This is a genomic window from Mesorhizobium sp. 10J20-29 (assembly GCF_054130485.1).
In genome coordinates this window covers 4,617,052-4,631,009 of record NZ_CP199156.1, presented here as the reverse complement: position 1 = coordinate 4,631,009, position 13,958 = coordinate 4,617,052, and the positions used below count along the sequence as shown (strand labels likewise).

15 protein-coding genes are annotated in these 13,958 nt (G+C 64.9%); 9 read left to right on the top strand and 6 right to left on the bottom strand.

Annotation, left to right across the window (positions count from 1 at the left end):
- Nucleotides 1-11: 11 nt before the first annotated feature.
- Nucleotides 12-1,265: a tyrosine--tRNA ligase gene (gene tyrS / locus ACT2BZ_RS22280; protein ID WP_457937841.1), complete on the bottom strand. Its 1,254-nt coding sequence runs from the start codon at nucleotides 1,263-1,265 to the stop codon at nucleotides 12-14.
- A gap of 105 nt (nucleotides 1,266-1,370) precedes the next feature.
- Here tyrS and ACT2BZ_RS22275 point away from each other — a divergent pair, with 105 nt between their 5' ends.
- Nucleotides 1,371-2,510: an anhydro-N-acetylmuramic acid kinase gene (locus tag ACT2BZ_RS22275; protein WP_457937839.1), complete on the top strand. Its 1,140-nt coding sequence runs from the start codon at nucleotides 1,371-1,373 to the stop codon at nucleotides 2,508-2,510.
- A 45-nt stretch (nucleotides 2,511-2,555) separates the two neighbouring features.
- Here ACT2BZ_RS22275 and ACT2BZ_RS22270 read toward each other — a convergent pair whose 3' ends face one another.
- Nucleotides 2,556-2,951 (bottom strand): YegP family protein, encoded by a 396-nt coding sequence (locus ACT2BZ_RS22270; RefSeq protein WP_457937838.1) that lies wholly within the window; start codon nucleotides 2,949-2,951, stop codon nucleotides 2,556-2,558.
- Nucleotides 2,952-3,118: 167 nt separating this feature from the next.
- The gene (locus ACT2BZ_RS22265; protein WP_457937837.1) at nucleotides 3,119-3,793 is read right to left on the bottom strand and encodes an alpha/beta hydrolase; all 675 of its coding nucleotides are present in this window, start codon (nucleotides 3,791-3,793) and stop codon (nucleotides 3,119-3,121) included.
- Between the two features lie 228 nt (nucleotides 3,794-4,021).
- On the opposite strand from ACT2BZ_RS22265, the gene ACT2BZ_RS22260 reads away from it, so the two are divergent.
- From ACT2BZ_RS22260 to sufA, 7 genes are all read left to right on the top strand, one after another.
- Complete coding sequence (locus ACT2BZ_RS22260; protein ID WP_457937836.1) at nucleotides 4,022-5,188, top strand: cysteine desulfurase family protein; 1,167 nt, start codon at nucleotides 4,022-4,024, stop codon at nucleotides 5,186-5,188.
- 172 nt (nucleotides 5,189-5,360) lie between these two features.
- Nucleotides 5,361-6,881 carry a Fe-S cluster assembly protein SufB gene (gene sufB, locus ACT2BZ_RS22255; RefSeq protein ID WP_457937834.1) on the top strand — a complete coding sequence of 507 codons (1,521 nt, stop codon included), beginning with the start codon at nucleotides 5,361-5,363 and terminating at the stop codon, nucleotides 6,879-6,881.
- Nucleotides 6,882-6,909: 28 nt separating this feature from the next.
- Nucleotides 6,910-7,665, top strand: a complete 756-nt coding sequence (gene sufC / locus ACT2BZ_RS22250; protein WP_457937832.1) for a Fe-S cluster assembly ATPase SufC — start codon at nucleotides 6,910-6,912, stop codon at nucleotides 7,663-7,665.
- A 9-nt stretch (nucleotides 7,666-7,674) separates the two neighbouring features.
- Nucleotides 7,675-8,943 (top strand): Fe-S cluster assembly protein SufD, encoded by a 1,269-nt coding sequence (gene sufD / locus ACT2BZ_RS22245; RefSeq protein WP_457937831.1) that lies wholly within the window; start codon nucleotides 7,675-7,677, stop codon nucleotides 8,941-8,943.
- Nucleotides 8,944-8,953: 10 nt separating this feature from the next.
- Entirely contained in the window at nucleotides 8,954-10,195 is a 1,242-nt protein-coding gene (locus tag ACT2BZ_RS22240) for a cysteine desulfurase (RefSeq protein ID WP_457937829.1), read from the top strand.
- A gap of 5 nt (nucleotides 10,196-10,200) precedes the next feature.
- Nucleotides 10,201-10,620, top strand: a complete 420-nt coding sequence (locus tag ACT2BZ_RS22235; protein ID WP_457937827.1) for an SUF system Fe-S cluster assembly protein — start codon at nucleotides 10,201-10,203, stop codon at nucleotides 10,618-10,620.
- A 90-nt stretch (nucleotides 10,621-10,710) separates the two neighbouring features.
- Complete coding sequence (sufA, locus tag ACT2BZ_RS22230; RefSeq protein ID WP_457937825.1) at nucleotides 10,711-11,097, top strand: Fe-S cluster assembly scaffold SufA; 387 nt, start codon at nucleotides 10,711-10,713, stop codon at nucleotides 11,095-11,097.
- A gap of 4 nt (nucleotides 11,098-11,101) precedes the next feature.
- Here sufA and ACT2BZ_RS22225 read toward each other — a convergent pair whose 3' ends face one another.
- Nucleotides 11,102-11,599, bottom strand: a complete 498-nt coding sequence (locus ACT2BZ_RS22225; RefSeq protein WP_457937824.1) for a GFA family protein — start codon at nucleotides 11,597-11,599, stop codon at nucleotides 11,102-11,104.
- An 86-nt stretch (nucleotides 11,600-11,685) separates the two neighbouring features.
- Between ACT2BZ_RS22225 and ACT2BZ_RS22220 the strand changes: the two genes are divergently transcribed.
- Complete coding sequence (locus ACT2BZ_RS22220; protein ID WP_457937822.1) at nucleotides 11,686-12,009, top strand: TfoX/Sxy family protein; 324 nt, start codon at nucleotides 11,686-11,688, stop codon at nucleotides 12,007-12,009.
- A 3-nt stretch (nucleotides 12,010-12,012) separates the two neighbouring features.
- On the opposite strand, the gene ACT2BZ_RS22215 is transcribed toward ACT2BZ_RS22220, so the two are convergent.
- On the bottom strand, nucleotides 12,013-12,930 hold the full coding sequence (locus ACT2BZ_RS22215; RefSeq protein ID WP_457937821.1) for a pseudouridine-5'-phosphate glycosidase: 918 nt from the start codon (nucleotides 12,928-12,930) through the stop codon (nucleotides 12,013-12,015).
- Nucleotides 12,931-12,952: 22 nt separating this feature from the next.
- Nucleotides 12,953-13,891: a carbohydrate kinase family protein gene (locus ACT2BZ_RS22210; protein WP_457937820.1), complete on the bottom strand. Its 939-nt coding sequence runs from the start codon at nucleotides 13,889-13,891 to the stop codon at nucleotides 12,953-12,955.
- Between the last annotated feature and the right edge of the window lie 67 nt (nucleotides 13,892-13,958).

Below are 13,958 nucleotides of genomic sequence, written 5' to 3'. Positions count from 1 at the left end.
GTCCGGCTGATTCAGGCCGGCCGGACGAGGATGTGCTTCTTCTTGCCGAGCGAGAGCTTGACCGCGCCCTCGGACGACATGTCGGCCTCGGTGACCATCAACCGCTCGTCGCTCACCGGCTGGTCGTTGAGGCGCACGGCGCCGCCCTTGATGTGGCGGCGAGCCTCGCCATTCGAGGCGGCAAGCCCGGCCGTCACGAACAGCGACAGGATGCCGACGCCCTCCGACAGCGCCCGCCTGTCTACCGAGACGGTCGGCAGCGTGTCGGCGGTCGAACCTTCCTCGAAAGTCTTGCGTGCCGTCTCGGCAGCCTGCTCGGCCGCCTCGCGGCCATGCACGATGGCCGTGGCCTCCGTCGCCAGAACCTTCTTGGCCTCGTTGACCTCGGCGCCGCCGAGTGCCGCCAGCCTGGCGATCTCCTCGAGCGGCAGGCGCGTGAAGATCTTCAGGAAGCGTTCGACATCGGCGTCCTCGGTGTTGCGCCAGTACTGCCAGAAATCATAGGCCGAGAAATTCTCTGCATTGAGCCAGACCGCACCGCTTGCCGACTTGCCCATCTTGGCGCCGGACGCGGTGGTCAGCAGTGGGGTGGTCAGAGCATAGAGCTGCGGCGTGCCCATGCGGTGGCCGAGGTCGATGCCGCTGACGATGTTGCCCCACTGGTCCGAGCCGCCCATCTGCAGCACGCAGCCGTAGCGCTTGTTCAGCTCGACGAAGTCGTAGGCCTGCAGGATCATGTAGTTGAATTCGAGGAAGGAAAGCGACTGCTCGCGGTCGAGCCGGAGCTTGACGCTGTCGAAGGTCAGCATGCGGTTGACCGAAAAGTGGCGGCCGACGTCGCGCAGGAACTCGACGTAGTTCAGCTTCATCAGCCAGTCGGCATTGTTGACCATCACGGCGTCTGTAGCCGCGTCGCCATAGTCCAGGATGCGCGAAAAGATCTTCTTGATGCCCTCGATGTTCCCGGCAATCGTGTCCGGCGTGAGGAGTTGCCGCTGGTCGTCGCGGAAGGACGGATCGCCGATCATCGAGGTTCCGCCGCCCATCAGCGTGATCGGCCTGTGGCCGGTCTCCTGCAGCCAGTAGAGCATGGTCGCCGAGATCAGGTTGCCGATGTGCAGGCTGGTGGCCGTCGCGTCGTAGCCGACATAGGCGGTGATGCGTCCGGCCTTGGCGGCGGCGTCCAGCCCTTCCGGATCGGAAAGCTGATGAATGAAGCCGCGCTCGTCGAGCACGCGCAGGAAGTCGGATTTGTAGGCGGACATGTCTTCGATTCCCGGAGTGGCCCAGGCTTTCGCGCCGAACCGTGGCATGGATGGTCGCGGGCGTTTAGCATCCGTCGCTAGGGAATCACAAGAACGGCAGAGAAAATGACCATTTTGCGCGCGGTCGGCCTGATGAGCGGCACGTCGATGGACGGCATCGACCTCGCGATGCTGCGCACCGACGGGCTGGACTTCATCGAGACCGGCGTCTCGGCCTTCATTCCCTATGAGGCCGCCTTTCGCCGCACGCTCGAGAAGTCGCTCGAAACCGCAAAGGCAATCGTCGAGCGGGGAGACCGGCCGGACGGCCTGGCGGCGCTGGAAAACGAGATCACGCTGAGACACGCGCGCGCCGTCGCGGAATTCCTCGCCGGTCCGGCCGGCGCCTCGGGGGCGCCCGATGTCATCGGCTTTCACGGCCAGACGGTGCTGCACCGGCCGGCAAAGGGCGTCACCGTCCAACTCGGCGACGGCGCGCTGCTGGCGGAGGAGACGGGCGTGCCGGTGGTCTTCGACATGCGCGCCAACGACATGGCCTGCGGCGGGCAGGGCGCCCCGCTGGTGCCGGCCTACCACGCCGCGCTCGCCCGATCGCTGCCGGCTCCCTTCGGCGGCAGCTATCCGGTCGTCTATGTCAATGTCGGCGGCATTTCCAACATCACCTACGTGCCGGCCGAAGGCGATCCGGTCGCCTTCGACACCGGCCCCGGCAACACGCTCATCGACCAGTGGGTGTCGCGCGAAGGGGGGGTGCCGTTCGATGCCGGCGGCGCGATCGCCAGCGAGGGCGGCGTGAATGCGCAGGTCGTGCTGCGCTACCTGGACAATCCGTTCTTCGCCAGGGCCGGACCAAAATCGCTCGACCGCAACGACTTCACGCTGGAACTCGCCGAAGGGATGGAACTGTCCGACGGCGCCCGCACGCTGGCCACCGTTTCGGCCGAGGCGATCCTGAAGTCGGTCGCCCATCTGCCGGAAAGGCCGAAGCTCTGGGTGGTGTGCGGCGGCGGGCGCAAGAACCCGCATATCGTCGGCGACCTGCGCGCGGGGGCGGCAGAGAGCGGGGCCGAGGTGATCGTCGCCGAAGACGCTGGTCTCAATGGCGACGCGACCGAAGCGGAAGCGTGGGCCTACCTCGCGGTGAGGTCCATCAAAGGGCTTCCGCTGACGTTTCCGGGCACGACCGGCTGCCGCCAACCGGCGACAGGCGGTGTTCTCGCCCGACCGACGCTGGGCGTTCGGTAGACCTTCCGTCTACGATGCGCCCGGCGATCCGGCCGTCGTGGCGTTCTACTTCTTGGCGGCCGTCTTTGGCTTGGCGGCGGCTTTGGGTTTCGCAGTTGCCTTGGGCTTGGCGGCTGCCTTGGGCTTTGCGGCTGCCTTCGGTTTCGCAGCCGTCTTTGGTTTGGCGGCGGCCTTGGGCTTGGCTGTCGTCTTTGCCGCCGGCTTTGCAGCTGCCTTGGCGGGCTTGGCCGCTGACTTCGCCTTTGCCGCCGGTTTCTTGGCCGCCGGGGCGATTTCCTCGACCGCCGCGCCGGCGGCGTCCTTCTTGATCGACGCGATCGCCTTGGTCGCCGATGCCTTCTGCTTGTAGCCTTCCGAACTGAATACTATCTCGCCATTGCCGGCGCGGTAACGGAACCGCGTCTCACCCTTCTTGTCCTTGTAGATCTCGAACTTGCTCACGTGCTGGTTCCCCCGTGTGAGGTAGTGATTCGGTCACACAAAAAAGCTTGCACGCAGCAAATCGGCTGTCGAGTGACGGTGGACAGTATCCACCGGCACTTGACATGCAGAATCAGACTTGGGGTTGTCTTGTCGCGTTCGCGCTCAGGAAAAGCGCGTCGGCAGAACTATCTAAGGCGCTTCGGCCGCGGGTCGGACAGTTCGCCGGCAAGCCGTCGGTCGAGATAGTCGGAGCACTCCTCGATCAGCAACTCGGCGTCGTTCGAGAAGAAGTGGTTGGCGCCGGGCAGCGTCTTCTGGGTGATGGTGATGCCCTTCTGCGTGTGCAGCTTGTCCACCAGGCCCTGGACGTCCTTCGGCGGCGCGACCTTGTCGGCATCGCCATGGATGATAAGGCCCGACGAGGGGCAGGGCGCGAGGAAGGAAAAGTCGTAGGTGTTGGGCTGCGGGGCAATCGACATGAAGCCTTCGATCTCCGGCCGGCGCATCAGGAGCTGCATGCCGATCCAGGCGCCGAAGGAATAGCCGGCGACCCAGCAGGTCTTGGAATCGGGGTGCAGCGACTGGATCCAGTCGAGTGCTGCCGCGGCGTCCGACAGCTCGCCGGTGCCGTGGTCGAACTCGCCCTGGCTGCGGCCGATGCCGCGGAAGTTGAAGCGCAGCGTGGTGAAGTCGCGCTTCTGGAACATGTAAAAGAGATCGTAGACGATCTTGTTGTTCATCGTGCCGCCGAACTGCGGGTGCGGATGCAGGATGATGGCGATCGGGGCGCTCTTCTCCTTCGACGGCTGGTAGCGACCCTCCAGGCGACCCGCAGGACCAGCAAAAATAACCTCAGGCATAAGTAACTCCAATCGCCGCGCAACAGCATCAAGCCGGCAGGATCAACTCTGGGCCAGCCTTGACGCGGAACCCGCGCCTTCTTAAAAGCTAGTTTAGAATTGTTCAAAACTGGGCGGCGTTTCCACCCGGCCGGCAAAGCGGCTAAATAGGACGCCTGACCCTGCAAATTCAAGGAAATAAAGCGCCTTGAAGCCAGAATGCCAGACAACGGGACATCTGCAGCCGAAATGACCGGCCTTCGCGCCTATCTCGACTACAATGCGAGCGCGCCGCTGCTTCCCGAGGCGCGGGCGGCGATGCTTGCCGCGCTGGATGCCTCGGCCAACCCCTCCTCGGTGCACGCCGAGGGCAGGCTTGCGCGGCGCGTCGTCGAGGAGGCAAGGGCGGCCGTGGCCGCGCTGGTCAACGGCAAGGCAGACCATGTCGTCTTCACGTCGGGCGCCACCGAGGCCGCCGCGACGCTGCTTTCTCCCGACTGGAAGATGGGGCGGGGCCCAGTCCGCATGTCGCGGCTCTACGTTTCGGCCGCCGATCATCCCTGCCTGCTCAATGGCGGCCGCTTTGGCGCCGACCAGGTCGTTCGCGTCGGCGTCGACGGCAATGGTCTGTGCGACCTTGATGCGCTGCAGTCCGCTCTGGCGCAGCATGACCGCGCCGAAGGCCTGCCGCTGGTGGTGACCCATCTCGCCAACAACGAGACCGGCGTCATCCAGCCGGTCGCGGCCATTGCCGCGCTGGTGAAGGCCGCCGGCGGCGTCCTCGTGGTCGACGCCGTGCAGGCTGCGGGCCGACTTCCGCTCGATATTGCAGAAGGCAGCGCCGATTATCTCATCCTGTCGTCGCACAAGATCGGCGGTCCGCTCGGCGCCGGCGCCATCGTCGCGGCTTCCGACCTGATGATGCCCGTTCCCCTGGTCTCGGGCGGCGGGCAGGAACGCGGTCATCGCGGCGGCACCGAAAACCTGCCGGCGATCGCCGGCTTTGGCGCCGCGGCACGGATGGCCCGCGAAAGGCTGGCGGGAACCGGCGCCGTCCGGTCGATGCGTGACCGCATCGAAGCCGCCGTGCTCGAACTGGCGCCCGACGCGGAAATCTTCGGGCGCGGCGCGCCGCGCCTTGCCAATACGACGTTTTTTGCTATTCCCGGCCTCAAGGCGGAAACGGCGCAGATCGGATTCGATCTGGCCGGCGTAGCGGTTTCCGCCGGATCAGCCTGTTCCTCGGGGCGTACAGGTCCCAGCCATGTGCTGAAGGCCATGGGTTTCGACGACAATGAAGGCGCGCTGCGCGTCTCTGTCGGCGAGCGAACCACCGTTGCGGAGATCGACATGTTCCGGTCGGCGCTGGCGGCAATGCTGCAAAGACTGCACGGCAGGGCGACGCAAGCCGCCTGATTGCAGATGAATTGGCCGAGAGGCCGAAGAGAAGTGCGTTTTCAGGACTGCATCATGCAGTCTTGCCGGGTGAATTTCCGGACAGGGCGCACTATATGAACTGTGCCGCTGCGGCGGCGCCATAGTTTGAAAACTGCAGGGCCTTGAACCTTGCAAGGATGGAGAACGCGATATGCCTGCAGTGCAGGACACGATCGATCGGGTCCGCAAGATCGACGTCGACCAGTATAAGTACGGGTTCGAGACGTTCATCGAGATGGACAAGGCCCCCAAGGGCCTGAACGAAGACATCATCCGGTTTATTTCCGCCAAGAAGGATGAGCCCGAGTGGATGCTTGAGTGGCGTCTTGAGGCGTTCCGCCGCTGGCTGACGCTCGACGAGCCGACCTGGGCGCGTGTCGACTACCCGAAGATCGACTTCCAGGACATTCACTACTATGCCGCGCCGACCTCGACGCCGGGCCCGACCTCGCTCGACGAGGTCGATCCGGAACTCCTGAAGGTCTACGAAAAACTCGGCATTCCGCTGCGCGAGCAGGAAATCCTGGCCGGCGTGCAGAAGCCCGCCAATGACGATGCCGATCCCGACGAGGTAAACGACAATGCCGCGCCGCGCCGCGTCGCCGTGGATGCAGTGTTCGATTCCGTTTCGGTGGTGACCACCTTCAAGAAGGAGCTGGCGGAAGCCGGCGTCATCTTCTGCTCGATCTCCGAAGCCATCCGCGAGCATCCCGAGCTGGTGAAGAAGTATCTCGGCACCGTCGTGCCGACGACCGACAATTATTATGCGACGCTGAATTCGGCGGTCTTCACCGACGGTTCCTTCGTGTTCGTGCCGAAGGGCGTCCGCTGCCCGATGGAGCTGTCGACCTATTTCCGCATCAACGAGAAGAACACCGGCCAGTTCGAGCGCACGCTGATCATCTGCGAGGAAGGGGCCTATGTCTCCTACCTCGAAGGCTGCACGGCGCCGCAGCGCGACGAAAACCAGCTGCATGCGGCCGTCGTCGAACTGGTCGCGCTCGACGACGCGGAGATCAAGTATTCGACGGTGCAGAACTGGTACCCCGGCGACGCCGACGGCAAGGGCGGCATCTACAATTTCGTCACCAAGCGGGGCGACTGCCGCGGCGACCGCTCCAAGATTTCCTGGACCCAGGTCGAGACCGGCTCGGCGATCACCTGGAAATACCCGTCCTGCATCCTGCGCGGCGACGATTCACGCGGCGAGTTCTATTCGATCGCCGTGTCGAACGGCCACCAGCAGATCGACAGCGGCACCAAGATGATCCATCTCGGCAAGAACACGTCGAGCCGCATCATCTCCAAGGGCATCGCAGCCGGCTTCTCGCAGAACACCTATCGCGGCCAGGTCTCGGCCAACCGCAAGGCGACCAACGCACGCAATTTCACGCAGTGCGACAGCCTGCTGATCGGCGAGGAATGCGGCGCGCACACCGTGCCCTACATCGAGGCCAAGAACTCGACCGCGCAGTTCGAGCACGAGGCGACGACGTCGAAGATCTCGGACGACCAGAAATTCTACGTCATGCAGCGCGGCATTCCCGAAGAGGAAGCGATCGCGCTGATCGTCAACGGCTTCGTCAAGGACGTCATCCAGCAGCTGCCGATGGAATTCGCCGTCGAGGCGCAGAAGCTGATCGGCATTTCGCTCGAGGGCTCGGTCGGCTGACCGGCGACAAGATATTCAGGAAGAACAAATGCTTGAAATACGCAACCTCCACGCCCGCATCGCTTCGACAGGCACTGAAATCATCCGCGGGCTGAACCTCACCGTGAAGAACGGCGAAGTCGCCGCGATCATGGGGCCGAACGGCTCGGGCAAGTCGACGCTGTCCTATGTGCTCGCCGGTCGTGACGACTACGAGGTTACCGAAGGCGACATCCTTTACAACGGCGAGTCGATCCTCGAGATGGACCCGGCCGAGCGGGCAGCCGCCGGCATCTTCCTCGCGTTCCAGTATCCGATGGAGATACCGGGCGTCGCGACAATGGAGTTCCTCAAGGTCGCGATGAACGCCCAGCGCAAGGCGCGCGGCGAGGAGCCCCTGAAGATCCCGGATTTCATCCGCCGCGTGAAGGAAGCCGCAGGCGGCCTCGAGATGGACATGGCGATGCTGAAGCGGCCGCTGAATGTCGGATTTTCGGGCGGCGAGAAGAAGCGCGCCGAAATCCTGCAGATGAAACTGCTGGAGCCAAAACTCTGCGTGCTCGACGAGACCGATTCCGGGCTCGATATCGACGCGCTGAAGATCGTCTCGGACGGCGTCAACGCCCTGCGTTCGCCAGACCGCGCGATCATCGTCATCACGCATTACCAGCGCCTGCTCGATCACATCGTGCCGGACAGCGTGCACGTTCTCTACAAGGGCCAGGTCATCAAGTCCGGCGACAAGGACCTTGCGCAGGAGCTCGAGGCAAATGGCTACGCCGGGATCATCGGCGAGGCGGCATAGGTGATCGTCATGAACATGCATGCAGCACCACAGCGAACGCCGGCCGAAACGGCCCTGATCGATGCTTTCGGCGAGCGGCTTTCGCTGTTGCCGGGCGACGGCGACGTGATGATCAAGCGCGACAATGCGATCGAGCAGATCAAGGCCGGTCTGCCGACACGGCGCATCGAAGCCTGGCACTACACCGACCTTCGCCGGCTGCTGACGACGGTCCAGACGTATGACGGGACGGCAATTGCCGAACCGATAACGCCGCTGGTAGCCGACGCGACCGCGATCTCGCTGCTCAACGGCGCTTCGTCGGCCAAGCTGCCCAAGGTCGACGGCCTCGACATACGCCGCCTCAAGGACATGCTGGAGGACGGCTCGTTCTCGGCAGCACTGGGCGCGCGCGAGAGCGACGACGCCGTCGGTGCGCTGAACACGGCCTTCGTCGCCGACGGCTACATGCTCGACATTGCCGATGGCGCGGCGCTCGCCGCCCCGGTCGAGGTGCAGAACCTGCATGCGGGCGGCCAGGCGCATGTCCGCCTGCCGGTGCGCGTCGGCAAGGGCGCGAAGGCGACGATCATCGAACGCCAGAGCGGAAGTGCCCCGGCGCTGGTCAGCTCCATCAGCCATCTCACCCTCGGCGACGACGCGGAACTGACCTGGCTGATCGTGCAGGACCAGCCGGAGGGCAGCAGCCATTTCGGCCAGTTCAATGCCGAACTCGGCAAGAATTCGAAGCTGACGCTGTTCGTGATGAACGCCGGCGGCAAGCTGGTACGCCAGGAAATCAACGTGAAGGCAGCGGGCGAGGGCGCTTCGTTTACGCTGCGTGGCGTCAACCTGCTCGCCGGTGACACGCATACCGACGTCACCATGGTGCTCGACCACGCCGTGCCCGAGACGACCTCGACGGAGATTATCCGCAACGTCGTCGCCGGCCGCGCGCGCGGCGTCTTCCAGGGCCGCATCAACGTCGCCAAATATGCCCAGAAGACCGACGCCAAGATGGCCTGCAACACGCTGCTGCTGTCGGACGAAGGCGAGTTCTCGACCAAGCCGGAACTCGAAATCTTCGCCGACGACGTGCAGTGCGGCCATGGCGCCACCGTCACCGAGATCGACCACAACCATCTGTTCTACCTGATGGCGCGCGGCATCGACGAGAAGGCGGCACGCGGACTGCTGGTCAAGGCGTTTGTCGCCGAGGTCATCGAGGACCTCGAGGACGAAGCGCTTGTCGAAGCCCTCGAGGCGATGCTCGACGGCTGGTTCGCGGCACACGGGTAGCAGGCTAGAGATGGACCAGAAAGTGACGGACGCACCCTACGACGTCGAGGCTATCCGCCGGGATTTCCCGATCCTGTCGCGCGAGGTCTACGGCAAGCCGCTGGTCTATCTTGACAATGGCGCCTCGGCGCAGAAGCCGCAGGTGGTCATCGACGCGGTGACGAACGCCTATTCGTACGAATATGCCAACGTCCACCGCGGGCTGCACTTCCTGTCGAACGCCGCGACCGACGCCTACGAGAAGGCGCGCGAGAGCGTTCGCCGCTTTCTCAACGCGCCGAGCGTCGATCAGATCGTCTTCACCTCCAACACGACAGCGGCGATCAACACGGTCGCCTATGGCTTCGGCATGCCCAACATCGGCGAGGGCGACGAGATCGTGCTGTCGATCATGGAGCACCACTCCAACATCGTGCCGTGGCATTTCATCCGCGAACGGCAGGGTGCCAAGCTGATCTGGGCGCCGGTCGACGATCAGGGCGCCTTCCACATCGAAGAGTTCGAGAAGCGCCTGACCGACCGCACCAAGCTGGTCGCGATCACCCAGATGTCGAATGCGCTGGGCACTGTCACGCCGATCAAGGAAATCTGCCGCATCGCGCATGAGCGCGGCATTCCGGTGCTGGTCGACGGCAGCCAGTCTGCCGTCCACATGCCGATCGACGTGCAGGATCTCGACTGCGACTTCTTCGTCTTTACCGGCCACAAGGTCTACGGCCCGTCCGGCATCGGCGTGCTCTACGGCAAAAAGGCGATGCTGGAGAGCATGCGGCCCTTCATGGGCGGCGGCGAGATGATCGAGGAAGTGACGGAAGACGTGGTCACCTACAACGATCCGCCGCACCGCTTCGAGGCAGGCACGCCGCCGATCGTCCAGGCGATCGGCCTTGGAGCGGCCCTTGAGTATATGGAAGGCGTCGGTCGTGCGCGGATCGCCGCTCACGAGGCGGACCTCAAGGCCTATGCGCATGAGCGGCTGCGCTCCATCAATTCCCTGCGCATCTTCGGGGACGCGCCGGACAAGGGCGCCATCGTCTCGTTCGAACTGCAGGGCATCCATGCCCACGACGTGTCGATGGTCATCGACCGGCAAGGTGTGGCCGTCCGCGCGGGCACCCATTGTGCCCAGCCGCTGTTGAAACGCTTCGGCGTTACCTCCACATGCAGGGCATCGTTCGGCATGTATAATACCAGGGCCGAGGTCGACGCGTTGGTCGAGGCGCTGGAAAAGGCACGAAAGTTCTTCGGGTGAGCATCATGGAAGACGCAAAGCTGACGACCGACACGACAGCCGCCGAAAGTCCGGCCGAGGCGCCTGCGACCACGGCGGAAGCGAAGGCCGCGCCTGTTTCGGCCATTCCCGCCGACGACCTGGCGCGCCTGACCGACGACATCGTTTCGGCGCTGAAGACGGTCTACGATCCGGAAATCCCGGCCGACATCTACGAGCTCGGCCTGATCTACAAGATCGACATCGAGGACGACCGCTCGGTGAAGATCGACATGACGCTGACCGCACCCGGATGCCCGGTCGCCGGCGAGATGCCCGGCTGGGTGCAGAATGCCGTCAGCACCGTCGAAGGCGTCTCGGATGTCGAGGTCAACATGACCTTCGACCCGCCCTGGACGCCCGACCGCATGTCGGAAGAGGCGCAGGTCGCGGTGGGGTGGTACTGAGCCTCGGCCTTGCACATGCGCCGAATCTTCACCATCTTGGCTGTATGACAATCCGGCGGGCCTTTAACCCGCAGGGATCGGAGTGAGACAATGGGACGCTTTGCCGTCATCACGATGACCGACGCTGCCGCCGAGCGCGTCAATGAAATCATGGCCACGCGCGAGAGCGCGAAGGGCGTGCGCCTCGGCATCAAGAAGGGCGGCTGCGCCGGCATGGAATACACGGTCGACCTGGTAACCGAGCCGAAGCCGGGAGACGACCATATCGAGCATGCCGGCGCGCATGTCTATGTTGCACCGGAGGCAGCGCTTTTCCTGCTCGGCACCGAAATGGACTTCGAAAAGACCACGCTGCGCACCGGCTTCACCTTCCGCAACCCGAACCAGAGCTCGGCCTGCGGCTGCGGCGAATCCGTCGAACTGAAGCCCGCCGACCTGAAGGCGCTGGCCGAAGCCCGCGCTTCCGGCGCCGCCTGAGGCTCTATTCGACCCACATTCCCGTGCGCTTGTGCCAGTCGGCGATGGATTCTTCCGGATAGAGGTCGAAAGCCCTGTCGCCATCGCGGATGTCCGGCTCGACCCATGACGGCTTGTACTTCAGCATGATGTGCACCCGCTCCTTGGGCTTCGGCAACTCGCTGTCGATGGCCGAGGCGAAGGGATGCACGAGTTCCGGCCATGTCGGGTCGTAGAGCCAGAGTGCGGAGCCGCACTTCGTGCAGAAATTGCGCTCGCCGGTCGAGACTTTGCCTTTCGGGCGTTCCTCGTCGACGATTTCGGCACGATAGACGCCGAGATTTTCCTTGCCTTGCACCTTAAGCGTATCCGAGATGCCGCCGAGGTTGATGGCGTAGCCGCCACCGCCCTGTTGCTTGCGGCAGATCGAGCAGTAGCAGAGCATGAACGGTGCCGGCGTGTGGCTCTCGACCTCGAATTCGACCGCGCCGCAGCGGCACGAACCTTTCAGCAATAGCGGCATGTCAGCGCTCCCTGTGTGTCAGGAGGATAGGGCGCGGGCCTTGGCCGGGCAATGACAGGCCCGGTGTCTGCTGCCATAGTCGGCGCATGGGTCACGATGCCATTTCAGATCTTTTTGCCGGGCTGGGGCCAATCAGCATCCGCCGCATGTTCGGCGGCAAGGGCATCTATTTCGAGGGGACGATCTTCGCCCTCGAGCTGCGCGGCGAACTGATGCTGAAGGGCGATGCGGTCGTTGCGGCCGACTATGAGAGCGCCGGCTGCAAGCAGTGGACCTATGTCCATTCGCGCCACGGCAAGACGGTCGCCATGCCCTACTGGACGGTGCCCGACGGCGCGCTCGACGATCCCGACGAGATGACTGTCTGGGCGCGAAAGGCCTATGAGGCGGGGCTTCGGGCCGGAAAGTAGCGGCTAGAGCGCCCGGGCGATGCGCGCCGCCAGCCGCGCATTGTTTTCGACCAGCGCGATGTTGGTCCTCAGGCTGGCGCCGTCGGTCAGGTCGAACAGCTTTGCCAGCAGAAACGGCGTCACCGCCTTGCCTGATATCCGCTGCGCTACCGCCGCCTTCTGCGCGGCCTCGATGAAGCCGGCCATCCGCTCCGCCGGGATTTCCTCGTCGGCCGGCACCGGATTGGCGACCAGCATGCCGCCGGCAAGCCCAAGTGCTGCGCGCGTGGCGAAGAATTTTGCCACCGCCTTCGGATCGTCGAGCCTGAGCGGCGCGGCATAGGGGGACTGCCGCGACCAGAAGGCCGGCATCACGTCCGAGCCATAGGCGACGACCGGAACGCCTCTTGTTTCAAGCACTTCCAGCGTTTTCTCGATATCCAGAATCGCCTTGGCGCCAGCCGAGACGACGATGACCGGCGTGCGCGCCAGTTCGTCGAGGTCGGCCGAGATGTCGAAACTCGCTTCCGCGCCCTTGTGCACGCCGCCGATGCCGCCCGTCGCGAAAACCTTGATGCCCGCCATGTGCGCGGCGATCATCGTGGCTGCGACCGTGGTGCCGCCCGTACGCTTTTCGGCCACGGCATAGGCAAGGTCGGCACGCGACAGCTTCATCGCGCCGTCGGTGACCGCAAGCGATTCCCGCTCCCCGTCCGACAGGCCGATGCGGATGCGCCCGTCCATGACGGCGATCGTCGCCGGGACTGCGCCTTCCTCGGCGATGATGCGCTCGACCTCGGCCGCCATGGCGCTGTTGTGCGGATAGGGCATGCCATGCGTGATGATGGTGCTTTCCAGCGCAACGACCGGCTTGCCGGCGGCAAGCGCCTTGGCGACGGCGGGCAGGACATCGACGAAGGGGCGGGCGGAAGCTGGCGTCATTTCTCTCTCCGGAATGCCGCTGTCATCGCATTTCGACCGGCTGCGGCACAAGGGCCAGCGCCTCGGCGAAAGCGTCCGCCGGGAGTTTCGGGACCGAGGCCGGGGTCTCGATCGCCAGCATGGCGGCGGCCATGCCCTCGCGCAGGGCCTCGGCGAGTTCCAGGCCCCGCAGCATGGCGGCAATCGTCGCGCCGGCAAGCGCATCGCCGGCGCCGGTCACGTCGGCGATTGTTCGCGGGGCAGGCGGCTCGATGGCGACGATGCCCTTCGGGTCGAAGCCCAGCACCGGGCCCGGCCCCTGCGTGACGACGCCCGCCGCAAGGCCGGCATCGCGCAGCCGCCCGACCATCGCATCCGCGCCGCCCGTCTGAGCTCCGGCAAGGGCGGCCGCCTCGCGCGGGTTCATGAAGAGACAGGTCAGCAACGGCAGCACCCCTGTGAGCCGCACCGCCTTGGCCGGCGAGATGGCAATGGCAAAGACCGGCTTGCCGGCAGCGAGCGGCACCAGCTTCTCCAGGGCCGTGGCGGGGAGGTTGGCGTCACACAGCAGCGCGTCGGCTGCATCGACCGCCTCGCGCACCTTCGAGCGGCGCATCTGCTTCGGAAAGGCGAGATCATAGAGCGCCATGTCGGCGAGCGCGGCGACGACGTCGCCATGTTTGTCCAGCAGCGCGGTATAGCTCGGCGTTGCCCTGTCTAGGAACACCGCAGACAGGTCGGATATGCCCGCCTCGGCGATGGCGCGCGCCACCGCGTCGCCTGCGGTGTCACCGCCGCGCATCGACAGGATGGCGCCCGCCGCGCCGCGCTGGACGGCGTTGCGCAGCGCGTTGAAGGCGCCGCCGCCGACCTCTTCGCGCATGATGCCGGGATTGGAGGCGCCGGGCACGAAGGCGCCGCTCACCTGGCCGCGGCGGTCGATATGGGCGCCGCCGACCGCGAGGATCTCAGGCTGGGTCATTGTGCTTCCGGCGGCTCGGGGGCTGATGCTTCGCGCGGACAATAGGTCCGGCGCACCGGGGCGGCAA